Source organism: Methylobacterium komagatae, from assembly GCF_042661665.1.
In the GTDB taxonomy this organism is placed as follows: Bacteria; Pseudomonadota; Alphaproteobacteria; order Rhizobiales; family Beijerinckiaceae; genus Methylobacterium; species Methylobacterium komagatae.
This window is the reverse complement of record NZ_JBHSWN010000001.1, coordinates 502,215-525,577: the sequence shown is the minus strand read 5'-3', so window position 1 is coordinate 525,577 and position 23,363 is coordinate 502,215. Positions and strand designations below refer to the sequence as shown.

22 protein-coding genes are annotated in these 23,363 nt (G+C 68.1%); 11 read left to right on the top strand and 11 right to left on the bottom strand.

Annotated elements, in window-relative coordinates; translation table 11 throughout:
* Positions 1-128 precede the first annotated feature (128 nt).
* The 6 genes from ACFQE0_RS02550 to ACFQE0_RS02525 all read left to right on the top strand — a co-directional run bounded on the left by ACFQE0_RS02550 (position 129) and on the right by ACFQE0_RS02525 (position 8,646).
* Positions 129-1,781, top strand: coding sequence for an acetolactate synthase large subunit (locus ACFQE0_RS02550; protein WP_378966787.1), 1,653 nt, complete (start codon positions 129-131; stop codon positions 1,779-1,781).
* Positions 1,782-1,837: 56 nt separating this feature from the next.
* A complete protein-coding gene (locus ACFQE0_RS02545) occupies positions 1,838-3,013 on the top strand; it encodes an iron-containing alcohol dehydrogenase (protein WP_378966785.1) in 1,176 nt (391 codons plus the stop codon).
* Positions 3,014-3,217: 204 nt separating this feature from the next.
* Positions 3,218-4,042, top strand: coding sequence for a poly(R)-hydroxyalkanoic acid synthase subunit PhaE (locus ACFQE0_RS02540; RefSeq protein WP_378966783.1), 825 nt, complete (start codon positions 3,218-3,220; stop codon positions 4,040-4,042).
* A 90-nt stretch (positions 4,043-4,132) separates the two neighbouring features.
* Positions 4,133-5,170: a class III poly(R)-hydroxyalkanoic acid synthase subunit PhaC gene (gene phaC / locus ACFQE0_RS02535; RefSeq protein WP_378966781.1), complete on the top strand. Its 1,038-nt coding sequence runs from the start codon at positions 4,133-4,135 to the stop codon at positions 5,168-5,170.
* Positions 5,163-7,178 (top strand): acyl CoA:acetate/3-ketoacid CoA transferase, encoded by a 2,016-nt coding sequence (locus ACFQE0_RS02530; protein ID WP_378966779.1) that lies wholly within the window; start codon positions 5,163-5,165, stop codon positions 7,176-7,178. The genes phaC and ACFQE0_RS02530 overlap by 8 nt, the downstream gene beginning before the upstream one ends.
* The gene (locus ACFQE0_RS02525) at positions 7,171-8,646 is read left to right on the top strand and encodes an NAD-dependent succinate-semialdehyde dehydrogenase (protein ID WP_378966777.1); all 1,476 of its coding nucleotides are present in this window, start codon (positions 7,171-7,173) and stop codon (positions 8,644-8,646) included. Before ACFQE0_RS02530 ends, ACFQE0_RS02525 begins: the two co-directional genes overlap by 8 nt.
* A gap of 26 nt (positions 8,647-8,672) precedes the next feature.
* On the opposite strand, the gene ACFQE0_RS02520 is transcribed toward ACFQE0_RS02525, so the two are convergent.
* The gene (locus ACFQE0_RS02520) at positions 8,673-8,924 is read right to left on the bottom strand and encodes a hypothetical protein (protein ID WP_378966775.1); all 252 of its coding nucleotides are present in this window, start codon (positions 8,922-8,924) and stop codon (positions 8,673-8,675) included.
* Positions 8,925-9,147: 223 nt separating this feature from the next.
* On the opposite strand from ACFQE0_RS02520, the gene ACFQE0_RS02515 reads away from it, so the two are divergent.
* Complete coding sequence (locus tag ACFQE0_RS02515; protein ID WP_378966773.1) at positions 9,148-10,188, top strand: NUDIX hydrolase; 1,041 nt, start codon at positions 9,148-9,150, stop codon at positions 10,186-10,188.
* A gap of 2 nt (positions 10,189-10,190) precedes the next feature.
* On the opposite strand, the gene panB is transcribed toward ACFQE0_RS02515, so the two are convergent.
* From panB to ACFQE0_RS02495, 4 genes are all read right to left on the bottom strand, one after another.
* On the bottom strand, positions 10,191-11,009 hold the full coding sequence (gene panB, locus ACFQE0_RS02510) for a 3-methyl-2-oxobutanoate hydroxymethyltransferase (RefSeq protein ID WP_378966771.1): 819 nt from the start codon (positions 11,007-11,009) through the stop codon (positions 10,191-10,193).
* Between the two features lie 107 nt (positions 11,010-11,116).
* Complete coding sequence (locus ACFQE0_RS02505) at positions 11,117-11,698, bottom strand: rhodanese-like domain-containing protein (RefSeq protein WP_378975219.1); 582 nt, start codon at positions 11,696-11,698, stop codon at positions 11,117-11,119.
* A gap of 14 nt (positions 11,699-11,712) precedes the next feature.
* Positions 11,713-12,522: a quinoprotein dehydrogenase-associated SoxYZ-like carrier gene (locus tag ACFQE0_RS02500; protein ID WP_378966769.1), complete on the bottom strand. Its 810-nt coding sequence runs from the start codon at positions 12,520-12,522 to the stop codon at positions 11,713-11,715.
* A gap of 41 nt (positions 12,523-12,563) precedes the next feature.
* Positions 12,564-13,532: a quinoprotein relay system zinc metallohydrolase 2 gene (locus ACFQE0_RS02495; RefSeq protein ID WP_378966767.1), complete on the bottom strand. Its 969-nt coding sequence runs from the start codon at positions 13,530-13,532 to the stop codon at positions 12,564-12,566.
* Positions 13,533-13,658: 126 nt separating this feature from the next.
* On the opposite strand from ACFQE0_RS02495, the gene ACFQE0_RS02490 reads away from it, so the two are divergent.
* The gene (locus ACFQE0_RS02490; protein ID WP_378966765.1) at positions 13,659-14,267 is read left to right on the top strand and encodes a TetR/AcrR family transcriptional regulator; all 609 of its coding nucleotides are present in this window, start codon (positions 13,659-13,661) and stop codon (positions 14,265-14,267) included.
* Between the two features lie 59 nt (positions 14,268-14,326).
* Here the strand turns inward: ACFQE0_RS02490 and queC are convergent, their stop codons facing one another.
* The 3 genes from queC to cobT all read right to left on the bottom strand — a co-directional run bounded on the left by queC (position 14,327) and on the right by cobT (position 16,573).
* On the bottom strand, positions 14,327-15,046 hold the full coding sequence (gene queC / locus ACFQE0_RS02485) for a 7-cyano-7-deazaguanine synthase QueC (protein WP_378966763.1): 720 nt from the start codon (positions 15,044-15,046) through the stop codon (positions 14,327-14,329).
* Positions 15,036-15,392 carry a 6-carboxytetrahydropterin synthase QueD gene (gene queD, locus ACFQE0_RS02480; protein ID WP_378966761.1) on the bottom strand — a complete coding sequence of 119 codons (357 nt, stop codon included), beginning with the start codon at positions 15,390-15,392 and terminating at the stop codon, positions 15,036-15,038. The genes queC and queD overlap by 11 nt, the downstream gene beginning before the upstream one ends.
* 164 nt (positions 15,393-15,556) lie before the next feature.
* Complete coding sequence (gene cobT / locus ACFQE0_RS02475) at positions 15,557-16,573, bottom strand: nicotinate-nucleotide--dimethylbenzimidazole phosphoribosyltransferase (protein WP_378966759.1); 1,017 nt, start codon at positions 16,571-16,573, stop codon at positions 15,557-15,559.
* Between the two features lie 106 nt (positions 16,574-16,679).
* On the opposite strand from cobT, the gene cobS reads away from it, so the two are divergent.
* The 3 genes from cobS to ACFQE0_RS02460 are packed head-to-tail and all read left to right on the top strand — an operon-like array spanning position 16,680 to position 18,452.
* Complete coding sequence (gene cobS, locus ACFQE0_RS02470) at positions 16,680-17,504, top strand: adenosylcobinamide-GDP ribazoletransferase (protein WP_378975217.1); 825 nt, start codon at positions 16,680-16,682, stop codon at positions 17,502-17,504.
* A 31-nt stretch (positions 17,505-17,535) separates the two neighbouring features.
* Positions 17,536-17,748 carry a DUF1289 domain-containing protein gene (locus ACFQE0_RS02465; RefSeq protein WP_378966757.1) on the top strand — a complete coding sequence of 71 codons (213 nt, stop codon included), beginning with the start codon at positions 17,536-17,538 and terminating at the stop codon, positions 17,746-17,748.
* Positions 17,745-18,452: a retropepsin-like aspartic protease family protein gene (locus ACFQE0_RS02460; RefSeq protein ID WP_378966755.1), complete on the top strand. Its 708-nt coding sequence runs from the start codon at positions 17,745-17,747 to the stop codon at positions 18,450-18,452. The genes ACFQE0_RS02465 and ACFQE0_RS02460 overlap by 4 nt, the downstream gene beginning before the upstream one ends.
* Positions 18,453-18,456: 4 nt before the next feature.
* On the opposite strand, the gene dusA is transcribed toward ACFQE0_RS02460, so the two are convergent.
* The 3 genes from dusA to ACFQE0_RS02445 all read right to left on the bottom strand — a co-directional run bounded on the left by dusA (position 18,457) and on the right by ACFQE0_RS02445 (position 23,345).
* Positions 18,457-19,488, bottom strand: coding sequence for a tRNA dihydrouridine(20/20a) synthase DusA (gene dusA / locus ACFQE0_RS02455; RefSeq protein ID WP_378966753.1), 1,032 nt, complete (start codon positions 19,486-19,488; stop codon positions 18,457-18,459).
* Between the two features lie 75 nt (positions 19,489-19,563).
* Positions 19,564-20,934 (bottom strand): chromate efflux transporter, encoded by a 1,371-nt coding sequence (chrA, locus tag ACFQE0_RS02450; RefSeq protein WP_378966751.1) that lies wholly within the window; start codon positions 20,932-20,934, stop codon positions 19,564-19,566.
* A gap of 95 nt (positions 20,935-21,029) precedes the next feature.
* The gene (locus tag ACFQE0_RS02445; protein WP_378966749.1) at positions 21,030-23,345 is read right to left on the bottom strand and encodes an amylo-alpha-1,6-glucosidase; all 2,316 of its coding nucleotides are present in this window, start codon (positions 23,343-23,345) and stop codon (positions 21,030-21,032) included.
* Positions 23,346-23,363 lie beyond the last annotated feature (18 nt).

The window sequence follows — 23,363 nt, the reverse complement described above, 5'->3', positions numbered from 1 at the left end:
CCGGGCGACGCGGGAAGCGACTGTTCTTCCCACCGCACATGCAGGGCGGGCCGCCGTGGAGACGGGCGGTTTCGCACTTTTGCCGAACGCTTTCGTTCCGCCCCCTCGTCACCTCAGCGGAAGACCCGATGCCCAAAGGTTCAGACCTCCTCGTCGCAGCCCTCGAGAACGAAGGCGTCGACCGCATCTTCGGCATTCCCGGAGAGGAGAACCTCGACGTTGTCGAGTCCCTGCGCACCTCGAAGATCCAGCTCGTGCTGACTCGTCACGAACAGGCCGCCGCCTTCATGGCCGCGACCCACGGGCGCCTCACCGGGCGTCCGGGCGTGTGCCTCTCGACGCTTGGACCGGGCGCGCTCAACTTCTCGACCGGCGCGGCCTACGCCCATCTCGGCGCGATGCCGATGATCATCATCACCGGCCAGAAGGGCATCCTGTCCTCGCGGCAGGCCAAGTTCCAGATCGTGGACGTGATCAGCTCGATGAAGCCGATCACCAAGATGGCCCGGCAGATCGTCTCCGCCTCCTCCATCCCGACCATCGTGCGCGATGCCTTCCGCGTCGCCATGGAGGAGCGGCCCGGCCCGGTCCTGCTCGAACTGCCGGAGGACATCGCCTCCGAGGAGGCCGAGGCCGGTCTCGTGCCCCCGCACCCGATCGACATCCCGGTCGCCCACCCGAAGGCCATCGCCCGCGCGGCGGAGATGATCCTGGCGGCCGAGCGCCCGCTGATCATGCTCGGCGCCGCCGCGAGCCGCCCCCGCGCCACGGGCGAACTCGGCGGGTTCGTCCACCGGACGCAGATCCCGTTCTTCACGACGCAGATGGGCAAGGGCACCGTCGCGGGTGGCACCAAGCTCTACATGGGCACTGCCGCCCTGTCCGAGCGTGACTACGTGCACGAGGCGATCGATCGGGCCGACCTGATCATCGCCATCGGTCACGACACGATCGAGAAGCCGCCCTTCTTCATGGGCCAGAAGGACCAGAAGGTCATCCACATCGGCTACATGCCCGCCAACGTGGAAGAGGTGTACTACCCCGACGCAGAGGTAGTGGGCGATCTCGGCCCCACCCTGAAGCTGCTCGCCGACGAACTCGAAGGCAAGCTGCCGAATGCCGGGGCGCTGCTCTCGCTGCGCGAGCACATCCTCGGGCACATCTCCGACCGGGCGACGGAGGACCGCTTCCCGGTGACGCCGCAGCGCCTCGTCCACGACGTGCGCAAGGTCATCCCCGAGGACGGCATCGTGTGCCTCGACAACGGGATGTACAAGATCTGGTTCGCGCGGAACTACCGGACCTACGTCGCGAACACGCTGCTCCTCGACAACGCGCTCGCCACGATGGGCGCGGGCCTGCCCTCCGCGATGATGGCGGCGATGCTCAACCCCGGCCGCCGCGTGATGGCCGTGTGCGGCGACGGCGGCTTCATGATGAACAGCCAGGAGATGGAGACCGCGGTTCGCCTCGGGCTCAACCTCGTCGTGCTGGTGCTGGACGATTCGGCCTACGGGATGATCCGCTGGAAGCAGGCGGTGGACCATTTCAAGGATTACGGCATGACGTTCCGCAACCCGGACTTCGTGAAGTACGCCGAGTCCTACGGCGCCACCGGCCACCGGATCGAGGCGGTCGAGGATCTCGCGCCGACCCTCGACAAGGCGTTCAACGCGGGCGGCGTCCACCTCGTGGCGGTGCCGATCGACTACTCGGAGAACACCCGCGTGCTGGTCGATGAGCTGCGCGCGAAGGTGAAGCCCTTCGAGCACGCCAAGTAGTTCGACCCCGCCACGTAATCTGACGACGACAAGCGAACGGACGGACAGGCGAGCCCATGAACCCCTTCACCTTCCAGACCACGCCGAACGTGCTCTTCGAGGCGGGCGCCGCCAAGAAGCTGCCCGACATCGTCGCGGGTTACGGCGCCAAGCGCGTCATGCTCGTCACCGACAAGGGCGTGCGTGCCGCCGGGCTGACCCGCTCGGCCGAGGAGGCGCTCGCGAAGGCGGGCGTCACCATCGACGTCTACGAGGATGTCGTGGCCGACCCGCCCTCCAGCGTCATCGAGGCCGCCGCCGCCCGCGCTCGCGATCTCGGCACGGACCTCGTCCTGTCGATCGGCGGCGGCTCGGCCCTCGATACGGCGAAGCTCGTCGCCTACCTCGCGAAGTCGGACGACAAGCTTGAGGACATCTATGGCGTCGGCCTCGCCAAGGGGGATCGCCTGCCGCTGATCCTGGCGCCGACCACGGCCGGGACCGGCTCCGAGGTGACGCCGATCTCCATCGTCACCACGCCGACCACCGAGAAGAAGGGTGTCGTCGCCCCGAAGCTCCTGCCGGATTGGGCGGTGCTCGATCCCGAACTGACGCTGGGCCTTCCCGCCCACGTCACTGCCGCCACCGGCATCGATGCGATGGTCCACGCCATCGAGGCCTTCACCAGCAAGAACAAGAAGAACCCGATCTCCGACCAACTCGCCAAGCAGGCGCTGGCCCTGCTCTCGGCCAACATCCGCACCGCCTGCACCGACGGCAAGAACGTCGAGGCGCGCTCCGGCATGCTGCTCGGCTCGATGCTGGCGGGCATGGCCTTCGCCAACGCGCCCGTCGCAGCGGTCCACGCTTTGGCCTATCCGGTAGGGGCGATCTTCCACGTGCCGCACGGGCTCTCGAACGCTCTCGTCCTCATGGGCGTGATGCGCTTCAACCTGAGCCATGCCCAGGCGCTCTACGCGGAACTGGCGCCGATCCTCGATCCCGCCGCCGCCAACCTGCCTGAGGCCGAGGCCGCCGCCCGGTTCGTGGAAAGCCTTCAGGCCATCTGCCACGATTGCAAGGTGCCCGCTTCGCTCAGCGAAGTCGGCGTCAAGCAGGGCGATCTGGAGCGCATGGCGACGGATGCGATGAAGCAGACGCGCCTCCTCGTGAACAACCCGCGCGAGGTCACCTACGACGACGCCTACAAAATCTACGCCGAGGCCCTCGGCGAAGTGCGCCCCGCGGCCTGACGACCAGACGGAGGACGGGACGGCTCACCCCATCCTCCGATCCATTTCAAGACACCGACCGAGAAGCTTTTCCCCACGCTAGACCTCATCCTTCGAGGTTGCCTCGCAGCACCTCAGGAAGAGGTGGGAGACGGGGAACGAGGGGCTTTTCGGTCCGTATCAACGGCCGGAGCGGGCAGAAAACCGGACGGGGGACACGCCAGGATGGACCAGTTCGACGCGTTCAAGGCGATGGGCGAGTTCTGGGCCCGCACGGGCATGGGCTTTCTGACGCCGCCCGGCATGGGCAACGGTGCCGCGAGTTGGGGCGCCTTCCCGCCAGCCACCGAGATGGGAGGCTTCGCTGACGCGCAAACCTCCCTGACCCGCGCCTGGACGGCAGCGACGGCCCTGTCGCAGACCCTCACCTCTTCCCTGCAGGGGGCAGCGGGTACGAGCGACCCCACCGCAGGCGCCGTGCTTGCGCGGATCTTCGATCCCCAGGCCTGGCTTGGCGGAACGAGCGATTTTGGCGCGGCCCTGAACCGGATGTCGGAGGGCCCGCAACTCGCCGACCTCTGGCAGACCGAGAAGCGTTTCGCCGCCCTGTTCGCGGCCTTCACCGGACTGCGGCAGGCGCAGGCCCAGCATCAGGCCGTGATGCTCGATGCCTGGACGCGGGCGGCGGGGGCCTTCGCCCGCACGGCCAACGAGCGGGCGGCCCGGGGCGAGGCCTACCCGAGCGCCCGCGACATGCTGCAACACTGGATCGAGACCGCCAACGGTGTGCTCCTCGATGTGCAACGCTCGGACGCCTTCCTCGCTTCGCAGCGCAACGTGCTGAAGGCGGCGACCGAATTGCGCCTCGCCCAGCAGGACGTGGCGGGCTTCATGAGCGACATGTACGGCCAGCCGACGCGGGCCGAACTTGATGACGTCCATCGCAGCCTCACCGAATTGCGCCGGGAGGTGAGGGCGCTCAAGAAGGAACGGCGTTCGTCCGCAAAGGCCGCGAAGGCCACCACGGCAGGGGAGGCGACCCATGGGTGATGCATCCGGCAGCCCCCCGCGCGGGACGGGCTCCCCCTCGACCTCTCCCCCGCCGAGATGATGGCGGAGGTCGGCGAGCTCGGCCGCAAGATGGCAGAAGGTGCCAAGCTCTTCGCCAGCGTCCGCGACGAGGACGTGCGCATCGCCACGACGCCGAAGGACCTCGTCTGGAGCCAGGACAAGGTCAGCCTCTACCGCTATCGCCCGCTCGCAGAGAGCAAGGGCCTGCCGCCGGTCCTCATCGTCTACGGGCTGATCGGCCGCTACACGATGGCGGACCTGCAGGAGGACCGATCGCTCGTCCGCAACCTCCTGAATCTCGGCCTCGACCTCTACGTGGTCGATTGGGGCAATCCCGGACGGGCCGACCGCTTCGTCACCATGGACGATTACGTCGATGGTTATCTCGCCGAATGCGTCGCCTTCATCAACGAGGCGACCCAGCGCGAAAAGGTGAACCTCCTCGGCATCTGCGAGGGCGGCGTATTCACCACCTGCTATGCGGCCCTCTACCCAGAAACCGTCAACGCCATGGTGCTGACGATCACGCCGGTCGATTTCCATGCCGACACCGTCGAGAACCGGAAGGGCCACGGTTTCATCAACGTCTGGGTGCGCTCGCTCTCCGCTGAGGACATCGACCAGTTGATCGCCGCGCAGGGCTCCCTGCCCGGCGAATTCATGGGCTCGGTGTTTTCCATGATGACGCCCATGCGCACCATGACGAAGTACAATCTCGATCTGCTCGAAGCTTTGGACGACCGCAAGAAGTTCCTGAACTTCCTGCGCATGGAGAAATGGATCTCCGACCGGCCGGATCACCCCGGCGAAGCGGCCAAGCAGTGGCTGAAGGACCTCTACCAGGACAATAAGCTGGTGCACAGCACCTTCGAGCTCGGCGGGCGCAAGGTGGAACTGAAGAACATCACCTGCCCGGTGCTCAACGTCTTCGCGCAGGACGATCACATCATCCCGCCCGCGACGTCGCAGGCTCTGCGCGGCAAGGTCGGGACGCAGGATTACACCGAGTTGGGGCTTCCCGGCGGGCATGTCGGCGTCTTCGTCGGCGGCAAGGCGCAGAAGTTGCTGGGCTCCGGCATTGCGGATTGGATTGCCGCCCATGGCTGACCCCCGCCGCCTCACCACCGGACTGAAGAACAAGATCGTCACCGCCGATGAGGCCGTGGCCATCGTCCAGGATGGCGACATGGTCGCCGTCTCCGGCTTCGTCGGCATCGGCACGCCCGACGAACTCATCATGGCGCTCGCCAAGCGCTTCACGGAGAGCCAGGGGCCGCGTGACCTCGGCCTGATGTTCGCCGCCGCCCCCGGCGACGGCAAGGATCGCGGCCTCAACCGCCTCGCCATGCCGGGCCTGATCCGCCGCGTGGTCGGCGGCCACTGGTCGCTCGTGCCGAAGCTCGGCGCCATGGCGATCGAGGGCGCGATCGAGGCGTACAACCTGCCGCTCGGCGTTGTGTCGCATCTCTACCGGGACATCGCGGCCAAGACCGCCGGTCACATCACAAAGGTCGGGCTCCACACCTTCGTGGATCCCCGCAAGGGCGGCGGCAAGCTGAACGACAAGACCAAAGAGGATCTCGTCAGCCTGATCGACCTGCACGGCGAGCCGTGGCTGCATTACCGGACCTTCCCGGTGAACGTCGCGCTGATCCGCGGCACCACCGCCGATCCCGCCGGCAACATCACCATGGAGCGCGAGGCGCTGACCCTGGACAACCTCGCCGCCGCCATGGCCGCGAAGAACTCGGGCGGCTTCGTGATCGCGCAGGTGGAGCGCATCGCCGAGAACGGCTCGCTCGCCCCGCGCGAGGTGACGGTGCCCGGCGTGCTGGTCGATTGCGTCGTGCTCTCGAAGCCCGAGAACCACCATCAGACCTACGCGACGCCCTACAACCACGCCTTCACCGGCCGCCAGCGTGTCCCGCTGGACCGGATCGGCACGTTGCCGCTGGATATCCGCAAGGTCATCGCCCGGCGCTGCGCCTTCGAATTGCCGATGGGCGGCGTCGTGAACCTCGGCATCGGTGTGCCGGAGGGCGTCGCCAAGGTGGCGGCAGAAGAGCGGGTGCTGAAATACCTGACGCTCACCGCCGAGCCCGGTGTCATCGGCGGATTACCGCAGGGCGGGCTCGATTTCGGCGCGGCGTTGAACCCGGCTGCCGTGCTCCACCAGAACCAGCAATTCGACTTCTACGACGGCGGCGGCCTCGATCTGGCCTGCCTCGGCCTCGCCGAAGCGGATGCCGAGGGCAACGTCAACGTCAGCCGGTTCGGGTCGAAGCTCGCGGGGGCGGGCGGCTTCATCAACATCTCGCAGAACGCCAAGCGCCTCGTCTTCGCAGGCAGCTTCACGGCGGGCGGGCTCGACCTCGCCATCGCGGAGGGACGACTCACGATCCGGCAGGAGGGCAAGTCCCGCAAGTTCGTGCGGGCGGTCGAGCAGGTGACCTTCTCCGGCGCCTATGCCGCCGAGCGCGGGCAGCCGGTGCTCTACGTGACGGAGCGGTGCGTCTTCCGCCGGACCTCCGAGGGCGTCGAACTCATCGAGGTCGCCCCCGGCATCGATATCGGACGGGACATCCTCGCTCACATGGATTTCGAGCCCATCGTGCGCGACCCCGTGCCGATGGATTCGCGCCTGTTCCGGGACGAGGCGATGGGCCTGGAGCACAGGCTCCTCGGAATGAGCCTGTCCGAGCGGATGTCCTACGACGAGGAGCGCAATACGCTCTTCGCCAATTACGAAGGTTTCCACGTCCGGACTGTGGAAGACGTCGATCTCGTTCGGCGGGAATTCGAGCGGATTTGCCAACAGATCGGCAAACGTGTGCACCTCATCGCGAACTATGACGGGTTCGAGCTTGATCCCGCCGTGGCCGAAGCCTACTTCTCGATGATCGCCTATCTGGAAAGCCGCTACTACGCCACGGCCTCGCGGTACACGACGAGTGCCTTTATGCGGCTCAAGCTCGGCGCCTCCCTGCAATCGCGGGATCTTGCGCCCCACGTGTTCGAGACGCGCGCGGAGGCTCAGGCCCGCAGCACGGCTCGAAGCGTGCCCTCGCGGCCGCAGCAAGAGCCGTTGCCGCCCAAGGAACCGTTGGATGCCTGAGACCGGTGATCGCTTAAAGCTCAACAATCCCGAGCTTCTGGTCGAAGCCTGCCTGATCGGCGGGGAATGGTCGAAGTCCGGCTCGGGCCAGATCGATGTCACCAACCCGGCCACCGGCGCGGTCATCGCGCGGGTGCCGAATGCGGGCGCCGAGGAGACGAAGCGCGCGATCGCCGCCGCGCACGCCGCCTATCCGGCTTGGCGGGCCAAGACCGCCAACGAGCGCGCCGTGCTGCTGCGTAAGCTCGCCGCCGTGATCACCGAGAACCAGGAGGATCTGGCTCAGATCCTCACGGCCGAGCAGGGCAAGTCCCTCACCGAGGCGCGGGGCGAGGTCGGCATGTCGGCCGCCTACGTCCTGTGGTTCGCCGAGGAAGCTCGCCGCGTCTACGGCGAAACCGTGCCGTCGCCCTGGGCCGACCGGAAGATCCTCGTCACCAAGGAGCCGATCGGCGTCGTCGCGGCGATCACCCCGTGGAACTTCCCGTCCTCGATGATCGCGCGCAAGCTCGCCCCGGCGCTGGCGGCGGGCTGTCCCATCGTCATCAAGCCGGCCTCGCAGACGCCGCTTTCAGGTCTCGCCTGGGGCAAGCTTTGCCAGATGGCGGGCATTCCCGACGGGCTGGTCTCGATCCTCACCGGTCCGGCCCGCGCCATCGGCGGCGAGCTGACCGGCAACCCGCTCGTGAAGAAGGTGACGTTCACCGGCTCCACCGAGGTCGGCAAGGTGCTGCTGAAGCAGGCTGCCGAGACGGTGAAGAAGGTCTCGATGGAATTGGGTGGCAACGCCCCCTTCATCGTGTTCGACGATGCCGATCTCGACCGGGCGGTGGCGGGCGCGATGCTCGCTAAGTTCCGCAACTCGGGCCAGACCTGCATCTGCACGAACCGCTTCCTCGTGCAGGACGGTATTTACGACGCCTTCGCCGAGAAGATGGCCGAGGCGGCGAACAAGCTGAAGGTCGGCGACGGCACGCAGGAGGGCGTCGCCCAGGGTCCGCTCATCGATATGGCGGCCGTGGAAAAGACCGAGGCGCATATCCGCGACGCCGTCGAGAAGGGCGGCAAGGTCATCGCGGGCGGCCATCGCCACGCGCTGGGCGGCCAGTTCTTTGAGCCGACCGTCGTCGTGAACGCGACTCCAGCCATGGACGTCGCCCGCGAAGAGACCTTCGGGCCGCTCGCTCCGCTTTTCCGCTTCAAAGACGAGGCGGAGGCGATCCACATGGCCAACGACACCGAATACGGCCTCGCTTGCTACTTCTACACCCGCGACCTCGGCCGGGCCTTCCGCGTCTCCGAAGCGCTGGAATATGGCATGGTCGGCGTCAACGAGGGCATCATCACCACTGAGGTGGCACCCTTCGGCGGCGTGAAGGAATCGGGCCTCGGCCGTGAGGGCGGCCGTCTTGGCATCGAGGACTACCTCGAGGTGAAGTACGTCTGCCTCGGCGGCCTCGGCGCCTGACACGATGAGGGGGCGAGCCCCCTCACTCACGCCTCCTCGCGTTGCGATTCTTCCTCCACCCCCTCCGGCTTCTGCCGGGGGGCGGTGGCATCGCCGTCGGCTTGCGAGACGAGCCGCATCGCCCGCGCCGTCAAAAACCAGCAGCCCGGCTCGGAGGCCTTGTCGCGACCGCGGTCACGCGTGCGCAGAAGTCCGCGACGGACCAGGGACCGCACGGTGCGCATTTCACCGGGATCGGGCGCCGGCAGGGGCCCCTCGGATCGCAGGCGGCGGAGCATGGCCCTCTGCGCGGGGGTTAATTGCCACCAGAGATTTGGTACGATCCGTTCGGGCATCTTGAGATTGGAATGAATCCAGATTCGCCCGCCAAAGCAATGGGGTTCTTCCCTAATTTATGTGGTAATTCGGCAAAGGATGGGTCCGGTGTCAGCGCCGAGCCGCCGCGTTGACGGATGCCCCATCGGTAGGCCTATAGCTCCCGGCGGCCCCGCATCTCGCGGCATGGGCAAGCTGGAGGCTGATTCCGGGCGCATGTCGGTCGCCGAGGAGCACAGGAACACGTCGACCGAGGCGGAGGACGACGGGCAACCGGCGACTGATCGCTCGGCCGTGGGCCTCGTGGCGGTGATCGTCGCCGCTACGGAGGGAGAGCCGCGCGCCCTGACAATCCGCGTTCCGGAGCAGGCGGCCTGCCGGGGCGACGGCTTGCCGGCCGGACCGCTCGTGCCGGAGCACGCCACGCTGGAGCGCGGCCTGCGTGCCTGGGTGGAGCGGCAGACCAACCAGCGCCTCGGCTATGTCGAGCAGCTCTACACCTTCGGCGACAGGGACCGGTCCGGCAGTGAGGGCGCGCCCGCCGCCCACGCCCTGTCGGTGGCGTATCTCGCCCTGGTGCGCGAGGAGCGCCCAGCCGGTCTCGCCGAGGCGACCTGGCACAATTGGTACCGCTACCTGCCCTACGAGGATTTCCGCCGGGGTCGCCCGGCCGAACTCGACGCCATCGCTCCCCGGCTGATGGAATGGGCCGCCGCGCCCGCTGACAAGGCTCTGCGTCAGCGCCGCCTCGACCGGCTCGGCCTGACCTTCGGCATGAATGGCGGCACGTGGAACGAGGAGCGGGTGCTCGAACGCTACGAGTTGCTGTTCGAGGCCGGGCTGATTCCCGAATCGCGCGGTAATCCGGGGCAGGGCCGGGCGGGCGATCCGACCGGGGTGCCCATGGCCTTCGACCATCGCCGGGTGCTCGCGACGGCCATCGGACGCCTGCGCGGCAAGATCAAATACCGCCCGGTTGTGTTCGAACTAATGCCGCCGGAATTCACGCTGCTGCAGTTGCAGCGCACCGTCGAGGCGCTGTCTGGCGTCCAATTGCACAAACAGAATTTCCGCCGCCTCGTCGCCCAGCAAGGGCTGGTAGAGGAGACGGAGAGCATCACCAGCGGCGCGGCGGGACGCCCCGCGCGCCTCGTGCGCTTCCGCCGGGAAGTTTTGCTCGAACGCCCGGCGCCCGGACTGCGGCTGCCCTCTCGACGGGTGGGCTAGGCCTACCCGTAGGTCTGATCTTCACCGGGGAAGGTCCCCGCCCGAACCTCGTCGGCATAGGCCTTCACCGCGCCCTCGATATGGGCGCGTAGCGAGCCGAACTGGCGCACGAATTTCGGCGTCCGCTCGGACAGGCCGAGCATGTCTTCCAGAACGAGGATCTGCCCGTCGCAAACCGAGGAAGCGCCGATGCCGATGGTGGTGGCTGTCACCTTGGGTGAGGTCGCGATGGCCCTGGCCACCGGCTCGACGATGCCTTCCAGAACGATCGCGAACGCGCCCGCTTCGGAAATGGCGCGCGCGTCCTCGATCAGGCGTCGCTCGTCGTCGGGCGCGCGACCCTGCACCTTGAACCCGCCCATCACGTTCACGGCCTGGGGGGTGAGGCCGATATGGCCCATCACCGGCACGCCGCGCTGGACAAGGAAGGCCACGGTGTCCGCGAAATGCGCGCCGCCCTCCATCTTGATCGCCCCGGCGCCGGTCTCCTTCAGCACGCGGGAGGCGTTGAGGAAAGCCTGCTCCCGGCTCGCCTCGTAGGAGCCGAAGGGCATGTCCACCACTACCAGCGCGCGGGACGTGCCCCGCATCACCGCCTGTGCCTGAAGGATCATCATCTCCAGGGTGACGGGAATGGTCGATTCCATCCCGTGCATCACCATGCCGAGGGAATCACCCACGAGGATGAAGTCGCAGAAGGGATCGACGATGCCCGCAGTATGAGCGTGATAAGCCGTGAGGGCGACGATCTTGCGCCCTTCGGCCTTGCGCTTACCCATATCCACCGCCCGCAGGCGGCGGGATTGGATGACCTGGGACATGCCACGCTCCCCAACGCTGTAAGCCGGACACCGGCGCGGCGCCTTATACGACAGGCGCGGCCGGGGTGCAGGGGCGCCGCAGGGCGGAATGGGGGAGTTGTCAGGCGCTATCGCTCTGCGGGCGCGGCCGCCTTCCAGGCCGCATCCTCGGTGATGTTCCGAGTCTCGTGGAGATCCTGCCAACCCTCGACGCCTAGGGGGAACCAGTGCACCGCGGTGTAGCCCTTCTCCACGAGGCGCTTGCCCGCGTTCCAGCTGCCCCAGCACTCCACGTGACAGAAGACCACGATGGGCTTGGCCTTGTCGCCGCCGGTCAGTTGCGCGACGCGCTCGTAGAACAGCGCCTCCCGGTCCGGCGCCAGCGGGACGGCCCCCGCATTCGGGAGCCAGATCGAACCCGGGATCGAAGGATGGACCGGCAGCCACGGCCGACCTTCGGGAAAGTTCGCGGGCTTGCGCTCACGCATGGCGACATCGATCAGCACCGGCTTGTCCGGCGCCTCCATCAGGGCCGCCACCGCCTCCCCATCCACGACGCGGGCACCCTTCAGGGTCGCGGGCGTGTAGCCCCGCTGCGGGCCGGTATAGAGGCCCGGCGGTTCCGGCACGTTGACCGGCGAGTCGGCGGGTTCGGCGGCGGCGAGGCAGAAGGCGGCCGTCGCGACGGCCGCCATCCGCAGGGCGATCATCCTGATCCGCACGATCAGTTCGTCGGGCTCGGAGCAGTGAAGCTATGGGTCCAGCGACCGCCCTGGTTGTCGCTCGCGGCCACCTGGATCGCCTTGCCATCCGGCTTGAAGCCGAAATTGATCACCGGGTTCGAGGCGATGGAGATGTCGCCCGTCATGGTGAAGACGGTCTGGTCGCCCGCCGAAACGGTGAGCTTATCGATGTACCGGGCGGGCGTGTAATCGCGCGTCACTTGGTTCATCTGCATGCCCGAGAAGTTCGGGTGGCGGATCATCAGTGTCGCTTCGACCGGCTTGCCGGGCTGCGCCTCCGCGAACTTCATGCGCATGTCGCCCATGCCCTTCATGGCCTCCTCGTCGCTCATGCCCATCGGGGCCGAGCAGCCGCCGGACGCCTTCACGAACTGCTTGGCCTCGTAGAGCTTACCATCCGTCGTCTCCACGACCGCGTGCATGTCGGTGTAATTGTTCACCCGCACCCGGAGCTTCAATTCGCGTGTATCGGCCGCCGGGCCGAACTCGAACTTCGCAGCGTAGGGCGCCGGGTTGTCGTCGATGATCAGCGAAACCGACTTGATCTTGTCCCGGTCGGGCATCGACAGGGTGATCGGCACCAGCGCAGCATCCTCGGCGCGCTTGGGCGTATCGAGCTTCACCAACGTGTCGGTCGGCTCGATGGTCCGGTCGCCGAAAATCGACTTCGCGACCTCCTGCCAGCGTGCGTTCCGCTCCTGCTCGGTATCCGAGGCGCCCGCCGCGTGGGCGAACGGCGCGACCATCGTCGCAGCGGAGAAGGCGAGGGCAAAAGCGAGTGTCGGGCGCATGGCGTTGTCTCCCGTTCTTAGATTTATTGGTGAATGACGGATCAGTCCCACTCGAGTTCCTGGTAGGCCACCGTCACGTTTCGACGGTTATAGTGCTCGAACAAGGTCCACTTGTCCCGCTGGTCCTGCGCCACAGTGTCCACGGCCTTGTCGATCGGCACATCCCTGGCAATGGCCGCCTTGGTGCCGTCCCGGAGCGCAGTGAGATAGGCGGTCAGATCCGCGACCGCCGGGGCCAGTTCCACCCGCACAGGGCCGTGGCCCGGAACGGCCTGCGTCGCGCCGCTCGCCTTGATCCGCTCCAGTTCCTTGAACCAGCCCTTCAAGCTGCCATCGAGGGAGGGGATGCGCTCCACGAACAGCAGATCCGCCGGAAACAGCAGCCCGCTAAGGGAATCGCGCATGGAGAGGTCGCTCGTCGAATGCGCCGGCCCATGGGCGGTGAAGCTGAGCGTGCGGTCACCGAGATCGATCTCGGCCGTGTCCGATACCGCCATGGTCGGGTAGACGACCGGGCCGGTCTTCTCCTCGCCAAACAGGTCCACGAGGCGCTTGCGGTAGAACTCGCCGCGCGCGTCCAGCGCCTCCTTCAGCTTGGCGTGGCCGATGAAGACCGGCTTGTCCGCCGCGAAAGCCCCCGCACCAAAAACGTGATCGGGGTGGACATGAGTCAGCACCACGTGGGTGACCGGCTTGTTCGTCCGCTTGGCAATCTCGGCCCGCAGCCATTGCCCGTCAGCGAGGCTGCCGCCGGATTCCGTCACCAGCACGCCGGATTTGCCGACGATGAAGCCGATATTCGCGATGGCATCGAGATTTTCGGGGGAAGCGTCCGCGATCAGCCCCTTCCGGATGAAGGTACCGGGGCCGACCTCCTCCATCGTGAAGGATTCGGCATAGGCGCGGGGAGAGAGCCCGGCGGTGGCGAGGCAGCACAGGCACAGGCCGCCGAACAGCGCCTCCCGGCGCGACGGGCCGCCTCTTGCCGGATGAACGGACAAAGCCGCCATGCCGTAACCTCCCGTTCTTTCTTTCCAACCAATTAGTAGGTAGAATTACTGCCTCGTCAAGCCGCGCCATCTGCGCCTTCGGCGCCGAACCGATCACAATGCCGTTGATCCGGCAGGAGATGTGGGATGCGAGACACGCGGACCGAGTTGCTGATCCAAGCCGAAACCCTGGTTCGTAGCCGGGGTTTCGCAGGCTTCAGCTATGCCGACCTCTCGGCGGCGGTGGGCATCCGGAAGGCGAGCATCCACCACCATTTCCCGACCAAGGTCGATCTCGGCGCGGCACTCGTGGCGGCCTACGACGCGCGCTACGCGGAAGCGATGGAGGCCATTCGCGCCGCCTCGACGGACGGACCCGGCCGGATCACGGCCTACGGCAAGCTCTATCTCGGCGGGGTGGAACAGGGGCTCGGGTGCCTCTGCGCCGCACTCGCCATCGAGGGGGAGGCACTGCCGGAGCGATTGCGGAACGACATCGTCGTCTTCTTCCGCAAGCATCTGGCGTGGCTGGAGCAGGTGCTGCGCGAGGGCGTGGCGGACGGAAGCCTGCGCACCGGCCTCGACCCTGCGATGCATGCCCGTTCCATCCTTGCGACCCTGGAGGGCGCCCTGCTGATGGAGCGGTTATTCGCGAGCCCGGCCGCCTTCGGGGATACGCTGTCGGCCCTTGTCGACAGGGTTTCGGCCCCGGCCAGAGCCGTATCCGACCTGATTGCATCAGGCCGGCAGCTCTAGCTCTTTGTTGAGACGCGCATTCTTGCGACGAACCGGTATCCACTTCGTCGGAATGCGCTCTAGTCCGTCGCGGTGAAGCGGGCGTAGCCCTCGGCCCGCAGCTGGCAGGCCGGGCATTGGCCACAGCCATAGCCCCAGGCGTGGCGCGCCCCGCGCTCGCCGAGATAGCAGGTGTGGCTTTCCTCGACGATCAGGTCGGTCAGCGGCCTGCCGCCGAGCGACTGGGCGAGACGCCACGTCTCCGCCTTGTCGATCCACATCAGCGGGGTGTGCAGGACGAACCGACGCTCCATCCCGAGATTCAGGGCGACCTGAAGCGCCTTGACCGTATCATCCCGGCAATCCGGGTAGCCGGAATAGTCGGTCTCGCACATGCCCGCCACGATGTGGCGGATACCCCGCCGGTAGGCGAGGGCGGCGGCGAAGGTCAGGAAGACGAGGTTGCGCCCCGGCACGAAGGTGTTGGGCAGGCCCGAGGCCTCGAAGCCGATCTCGGTCTCGCGGGTGAGCGCGGTGTCGGAGACGGCGCCGAGCGCGTTGAGGCCGAGCATATGGTCCTCACCGAGCCGCCGACCCCAGGCCGCGTCGATCGTGGCGAGCCCGTGTCGCAGGGTGGCCCGGCAATCCAGTTCGATCCGGTGGCGCTGGCCGTAATCGAAGCCCAGGGTCTCGACGCGGGCGAAGCGGTCGAGTGCCCAGGCGAGGCAGGTTGCAGAATCCTGGCCCCCCGAGAAGAGGACGAGCGCCGCGTCGTCCCCCGCGATCCGGTCAACGCCCATCGTATTCCGCCCAGGACATCGGCGTCTCGGCGACGCGCACCAGGGCGAGGGCGGGCAGGTCGGGCCGGAGCCGATCCCAGATCCAGGCCGCGATGTTCTCGGCGGTGGGGTTCTCCAACCCCTCAATCTCGTTGAGGCAATGGTGATCGAGCCGCGCCAGAAGCGGGCCGAAGATCGATTCGATGTCGTAGAAGTCGATCACCCAGCCGGTCCGCTCATCGACCGGACCCTCGACCGTCAGTTCGACGCGATACGAATGCCCGTGCATCCGGTGGCAGCGATGGGTCTCGGGCACGTTCGGCAGGCGGTGGGCCGCCTCGAAGGTGAAGGCCTGGGTGATTCTCATGGTTGGGTCGTTTCGCTGAAAGCTGGTCCCGCCCAAACCGTCATGGCGAGCAAAGCGAAGCCATCCAGGGGCGGCGGGCCCTTCTCAGGACGGTGCGTCTCCCTGGTTGGCTTCGCTCCGCCCGCAAAGACGGTTGCGGATCCGAAAATGTCGGACGGACGGTATCAAGCCCCGCTGCGCACCGAAACCCCCGCCTGGGCGAAGGTCGCCATGCCGCTATGGCAGGCAACGGCACCCTTGATCAGGCTCATCGCCAGGGCGGCGCCGGAGCCCTCGCCGAGGCGCAGGCCGAGCGAGACGAGGGGCTTGAGACCCAACCGTTCCAGCACCTCGGCATGGGCGCCCTCGGCGGAGAGATGGCCCGCGACGCAATGGTCGAGGGCGGACGGGTCGAGGGCGTGGAGGATCGCAGCGGCGGCGGTGGAGACGTAGCCGTCGATCACCACCGGCACCCGCTGCAAGCGCGCCGCGAGGATGGCGCCGACCATGGCCGCAATCTCGCGCCCGCCGAGGCTGCGAAGCACCTCGAGCGGATCGCTCAGGTGTCCGGCATGGCAGGCGAGCGCCGCTTCCACCGCCGCGACCTTACGCGATAGGCCCTCGCCATCGACGCCGGTGCCGCGCCCGACCCAATGGGCCGGATCGCCGCCGAACAGGGCGGCGTAGAGGGCGGCCGCGATCGTCGTGTTGCCGATGCCCATCTCGCCGAGCCCCAAGCAATCCGTGCCCGCCGCCACCGCCTCCATGCCGAAGGCCATGGTCGCGACGCAGGCGCGCTCATCGAGCGCAGGGCCCTCGGTGATGTCGGCGGTCGGCATGTCGAGGGCGAGATCGAACACCTTGAAGCCGAGCCCGTAGGCCGAGCAGAGCTGGTTGATGGCTGCGCCCCCGGCGGCGAAATTGTCGAGCATCTGCCGGTTCACGGCATCGGGGAAGGCCGAGACGCCCTTCTTCGTCACCCCGTGGCTGCCCGCGAAGACGCAGACCAGCGGCCGGTCGAAACTCGGCGGCGCCTTGCCCTGCCACGCGGCGCACCACGCGGCCAGGTCCTCGAGGCGCCCGAGGGAGCCTGCGGGCTTGGTCAGGGTGGCGTCGCGTTCCGCCACGGCGGCGGCGGCCTCGGCATCGGCCTCCGGCATGGAGCGGATGAGGTTGCGGATGTCGTCGAAGGGGCCGCTCATCGCTGCCTCGATCCTGTGGGTTGCCGCGTTCCGGGCGGACGGAGCCGCCCCCGCCCGCTATGGTGGGTCGTGCCGGCTCATCGAACCCGGCGTTCGGGACGCGGCGATGGACAGGCAGACCGGCGGCGAGGCCGCATGGCCAGGGCGCGAAGCCCTGCACGATCTCGCCGCGTGCCTGCGCTTCTACTCCCGCCTGCCCGTACCGCAACTGCCCGGCGAGCCGGATCCGCACCGGGCACCGGATTTCACCCGTCTGCCCCGCATGTTGCCCCTCGCCGGGGCGATCCTCGCCCTGCCCGCCGCCATGACGCTGTCCGCCGCGTGGCTCGCCGGGCTCGGGCCGTTCCTTTCGGCCACGCTCGCCGTGGCGATCATGGCCGCCGCGACCGGTGGCTTGCATGAGGATGGCCTCGCCGATTTCGCGGACGGGCTCGGCGCGGGCGGAGACCGGACGCGCATGCTCGCGATCATGCGCGACAGCCGTATCGGCTCATACGGGGCGCTGGTGCTGGTGCTGGCTCTGGCCCTGCGGATCGGAGCCCTGGCGACGCTCCTCGACCGTCTGGGATTGCCCGCTGCCGCTGCGCTGGTCGTCGCCGCCGCCCTGTCGCGCGTGGCCGCCCTGGCACCGATGGCGCTCCTGCCCCCGGCCCGCAGCGACGGATTGTCGGCCACTGCCGGGCGGCCGCAGGGTGCGAGCCTTGCCCTCGCCGCCGCCCTTGGACTTGTCCTGGCCATCGCCACCCTGCCGTTCGGCCTGCCGCTCGGCGGGACGGTGGCGATGATCGTGCTGGGGGCCTTCGCCACCTTGGCCGTCACCGGTCTCGCGCGGAACCGGCTCGGCGGGCAGACCGGCGACGTGATCGGCGCATGCCAGCAGGCCGCCGAGATCGCGGCCCTGCTCGGTCTCGTCGCGGCCGTGGCGCCTTGACCGGATTGCGATCCTCCCGGCAAACGAAACCATGTCCGCCTCACCCCCGAAGCCGTCCAGCCCCTGCACCAAGGTCTGCATCCTCGACGATGCGACGGGACTCTGCCGCGGCTGCGGGCGCACCCGCAGCGAGATCGCGGCCTGGGGCATGATGAGCGAGGTTGAGCGCCGCGCCGTGATGGCCGGTCTGGAGGGGCGGCTGCAGACCGCCTATCCCGGCATGGCGGAGCCGTCCCGCGCATGATCTACCTCGCCCTAGGTGCGCTCGGGCTCGTCGTCGCGGCCCTCGTCCTGTCCGACGGGGGCGACACGCTGGCTGGCGGCCTGTCGTCCGACATGCTGGTCAACATCGCCTGGACGGGCACGATCCTCGCGCTGGTCGTCGCTGGGTTCTGGCGGCAATTCCGCGCTTCACCCCTGCGCCATGTCCAGGCGCTCGCGGCCTGGGGGCTGATCGGCGCGGCCCTCGTCCTCGGCTACAGCTACCGCGACCGGCTGAGCGCGGTGTCGTCCCGTGTCCTGGGGGATCTTCGCCCCGGCACGGCGGTGCAAGGACCAGGTGGGAGCGTCACGATCACCCGCCGGTCGGACGGGACCTTCCGCGTCGATGCGCGGGTCGGCGGCGAAGGCAAGGTTCTGACGCAGGACTTCCTGTTCGACACCGGCGCGAGCAGCGTCGTCCTCACCGCTGAGAACGCCGCCGCCCTTGGTTTCCGCCCGAGGCCCGACGAGTTCAGCACCCGCGTCTCCACCGCAAACGGCGCGACCAGCGCGGCGCCGATCCAGCTCGACTCGCTGACCGTGGGGACGATCACCACCCGCAACGTCAACGCGATGATCGCCCGGCCCGGTGCGCTCTCCGGCAACCTGCTGGGCCATACCTTCCTCGATCGCCTTGCCCGCTATGAGGTGCAGGGCAACCGGCTGATCCTGACGCCGGACCGCTGACCCGTCAGGCCGCTTCCCGCGCGTCGCCCCGCTCCCGCGAGACCAGCCCCACCGCCGTGCGCAGCGTATCGAGGTCGGCCTCCGCCCGCATCCCGTGGGTCGAGAGGTGGCGGCGGAAGGCGCGGGCGCCGGGGCGTCCATTGAACAGGCCGAGCATGTGCCGCGTGACGGCGTGGAGCCGTTCGCCGGATTGGAGCACGCCCGCGATGTAGGGCTCGAACGTTGCCACCGCCACGAACGGATCGGCGGCCGGTGCCGCTACGCCGTAGAGCACCGGATCGACGGACAGGAGCAGCGCGGGCTCCATGTAGGCCGCCCGGCCGACCATCACGCCGTCGACCTCCGCGAGGCGCGCGCGCATCTCGTCCATCGTGCGCAGCCCCCCATTCACGGCCAGCGGGAGATCGGGGCGAGCCTGTTTCAGCCGCGCCGCCCGGCCATAATCGAGGGGCGGGACATCCCGGTTCTCCTTCGGCGACAGACCCTTCAGCCACGCCTTGCGCGCATGGACGATGAGCCCATCCACCCCCGCTGACACGACGGCATCAGTCAGGGCATCGAGAGCCGCTTCAGGATCCTGATCGTCGACGCCGATCCGGCACTTTACCGTCACCGGCACGCTCACGGCGGCCTTCATGGCGGCGACGCACTCGCCCACCAGGGCGGGTTCACGCATCAGGCAGGCGCCGAACCGGCCCTCCTGCACGCGATCGGACGGGCAGCCGACATTGAGGTTGATCTCGTCATAGCCGAACTCGGCAGCGATCCGGGCCGATTGCGCCAGATCCCCCGGGTCCGAGCCGCCGAGCTGCACGGCGACGGGGTGCTCCACCGCGCTGAACCCGAGCAGCCGCTCGCGTGGCCCGTGCAGCACCGCGCCGGTCGTGACCATCTCGGTATAGAGCCGCGCCCGGCCCGACAGCGCCCGATGGAAGGCCCGGCAATGCCGGTCGGTCCAGTCCATCATCGGAGCGACGGAGAACCGCCAGCCCGGAAGGGTGGCCGGTTCATCCGCGAGGAAAGCGGAAGAAGTCACGTCGTTCGCCTGCGGCGTCATGGGGAGACGGCTTCTGTAGCAGAACAGGCGCGGGGGCGGCACCCCGCCCGCTCGTCACCCCGTCGCGAAGCCGGCGAGATAGAGGATCACCCCCGCCGCCGCGCATCCGCCGAGCACCGTGGCGAGGCCTGCCTTGAAGCGCAACGTCGCGACGATGGCGGCGAGCGACAGGAGGAGGGCGGCCGGATCGAGGCTGCCGAGCACCGGCAGGTCGAGGGTCAGGCCGAGGCCGCGCAACGGCTGCACCTCCCGGAAGATCGTGTGAAGGAAGAACCAGACGGCGAGGTTGAGGATCACTCCCACCACCGCCGCCGTCACGGCATTCAGCGCGCCGACCACCTGCCCATTCCCGCGCAACGCCTCCGCGAAGGGAGCGGCGAGGAAGACGAACAGGAAACAGGGCAGGAAAGTCACCCAGGTGGCGAGCAACCCGCCGAGGATCCCCGCCGTCAGCGGCGCGAGATCGCCGGGATTGCGGAAGGCGCCCATGAAGGCGACGAACTGCATCACCATGATGAGCGGCCCCGGCGTCGTCTCGGCGAGACCGAGCCCGTCGAGCATCTCGCGGGGGCTGAGCCAGTGGAAGCTCTCCACCGCCTGCTGCGCCACATAGGCCAGAGCCGCGTAGGCGCCGCCGAAGGTCACCACCGCCATCGTGGAGAAGAAGGTCGCGATCCGCGAGAACACGTCCTGCGGACCGAGCGCAAGCAGGACCGCCCCCACCGGGACGAGCCACAGGGCGAGGCAGATGCCTGCGATGCGGAAGGCTGCGCGCCGGTCGCGGGTATGCGCGGGCAGCGTGTCGCCGAGCAGGCTCGTGCCCCCGGAATGCGCCGTCGTCCCGGCGAAGGCATCGGACCCCGCCCGCGCGGCGGCAAAACCGATCAGCCCCGCCCCGAGCACGATGACCGGGAAGGGGAGGCCGAACAGGAAGATGCCGATGAAGGAGGCGGCGGCCAGAGCCCATTGCGCCCGGCTGCGCAGGGCGCGCTTCCCGACCCGCAGGACCGCCTGAAGCACGATGGCGAGGACCGCGGCCTTCAGCCCGAAGAACAGGGCGCCGATCAGCGGCACCTGCCCGTAGAGGGCATAGACGATGGACAGCGCCATGATCGCGACGGCGCCGGGCAGCACGAACAATCCCCCGGCGATCACCCCGCCGAGGGTCCGGTGCATCAGCCAGCCGAGATAGGTCGCGAGTTGCTGCGCTTCCGGGCCGGGGAGCAACATGCAGATGTTAAGCGCATGCAGGAAGCGTCCCTCATCGACCCAGCGCCGCTCCTCGACGACGATCCGGTGCATCACCGCGATCTGCCCGGCCGGGCCACCGAAGGACAGGGCGGCGATCCGCGCCCATACCCCGGTCGCCTCGCGCAGGCTCACCCCGTGATGATCGGCCGAGGGGGCGACACTGTCTTGCCGCATGGCGCTGTCTCCGCTGCACCGCTCCTTCCGCGGCACAGCGAAGCTTTGGCGCAATTCGCCCCCTCCCGGAAGACGCGAGGGGGCGAGTGGGCGGCTTACTTCATCACCACCACGTTCACGTCGCCATGGCGGCGCAGCACGCTGACCGTCACATCGCCGTCATAGGCCTGGAAGCGCAGATCGAGGCGCGAGTTCCGCAGCTTCACATTGTACAGCGTCACCCCGTCCAGGAAGTCCGGAAGGATCGGGTTGTTCAGCGACACGCGGTTGGCGTCGTGATCGAGTTCGAGGCCGAGGCACGCGGCCAGGAACGCGAAGGGGGCGGCGGCCGCCCAGGCCTGCGGGCTGCAGGCCACGGGATAGGAGACCGGGCCGCGCTGGCGGCGGCGCATGAAGCCACAGAACAATTCCGGCAGACGCTTCTGGTCCTGATAGAGCGAGGTGTCGAACATCCCCTGGAAGATGCGTGCCGCCTCTTCCTTGCGGTCGTAGCGGGCGAGCCCCATCGCGATCAGCGCATTGTCATGCGGCCAGATCGAGCCGTTATGGTACGACATCGGGTTGTAGCGCGCCTCGCCCTTGGCGATGGTGCGCACGCCCCAGCCGTTGAACCCGTCATTGCAGAGCAGGGTCTCCGCGACGCGGGCGGCCCGCTCGGGCTTGGCGATGCCGGTGAACAGCGCATGGCCCGCATTGGACGAGCGGACGGCGCATTGCTTCTTGGCGCCGTCGAGGGCGAGGGCGTAGGTGCCGATCTCCTCGTTCCAGAAGGCAGCGTCGAACTTCTCGCGAAGCTCCTTCGCCTCGATCGAGAGACGCTCGGCCAATTCGTCGTGCCCGAGGAGCCCGGCGAGCTGCGCCATGCCGTTCTTGGCGGCGTAGACGTAGCCCTGCACTTCGCACAGGGCGATCGGCCCCTTCGCGAGGTGACCGTCCGTGTGGAAGATCGAATCGTGGCTGTCCTTCCAGCCCTGGTTCTCCAGGCCCTTCTCGGTATCGCGGGCGTATTCCACGAAGCCGTCGCCGTCTCGGTCGCCGTACTCGTTCATCCAGGCGAGGGCGAGTTCGAGGGCGGGCCAGATGTCACGGATCGTGTCGAGGTCGCCCGAGACGCGGTAATACTCCCAGGCCAACATCACGAAGAGCGGCGTCCCGTCGATCGTGCCGTAATAGTGCCGGAACGGCACCTCACCCAGCATCGCCATCTCGCCGCGCCGGGTCTCGTGCAGCACCTTGCCGGGCTGCGCGTCGGCGGCGGGATCGACCGCCTTCGCCTGGGTCGCGGCGAGGTAGCGCAGGACGCCGCGGCCGAATTTCGGATCGATCCAGAGCGCCATCATCGCGGTGATGATGCCGTCGCGCCCGAACACGGTGGAATACCAGGGGATGCCTGCGAAGGGGTAGATGCCCTCCGGCGTGCGGCTCGCCAGCATGTAGAGGTCGGCGGTGGCGCGGCAGAGCCCCTCATTGAACTGGTCGTTCGAGGAGATGATCGTGGTGATGCCCGCCGTCAGCGTGCGCAGGTCTCGGCGCGAATCGCGGTAGGCGCGGGCGAAGATCGTGCCCTCACCGAGCCCCTTGGGGTGCTTGGGCGAGCCACCGCCATTGGCGACCTGCGTGAGTTTCGCAGCCGCATCCTCGCCGACCATCGTCTCTGTCGGCGGCTTGGTGAAGGCGCGGTGCGAATCGAACACCACGCGGATGAAGATCGAGGTCTGCGCGCCGGGCGAGAGGGAGATCTCGAACTCAGCCTTGCCGGGCTCCAGCGAGACGGGCTTGGGCCCGAAATGCAGGCTCGTGGCGCGCACGACGTCGTCGAGACCGACATAGCGGAATTGGACCTCAGTCGGGCTCGCCACCTGCACGCCGCGCTTGCCGCGCTCCTTGCGGTCGGTGCCGCGCACCTCGAACAGGTCGCGGTAATCAGCGTCGAAAGTCACGGTGACCTTCAAGCGGCGGTGCTTGGTGTCGTAGGAGCGCAGCCCGATCCGATCGTAGCAAGCGCCCCGGAACAGGAACTTGGTCCGCTCGATCGCCACCGTCTCACGGGGGATCGAGGTCTCGTCATGGGCGTCGAGGCGGATGTCCGGTGTCGTCATGTCGACGCTGAGGGCGCCGTTATCGTCCTGCATGACGGAGGACAGCATGAGGGGCCGCTGCCCCTCCACCTTCACCTCGAGGCGAGAGAGGTAACGGGTATCCTGGAAGTAAAGCCCCTCGGGGCCGGGCTGGACGCCGATATCGCCGTAGGAATCGAGGACGCCGAAGGCTTCGCCGAACTTCAGGGAGCGCAGGGGACGCTCCACCAGCGAGGTCTGCGCCTCAATGTGATAGGTCGGCAGAACCTCGTCCGCGTCCTGAAATCCTTGGCCGAACGGGGCTTCGGTCGCGAGGTCAGTCTTTGCCGCCATGCAGGCTTCTCCGGGGTG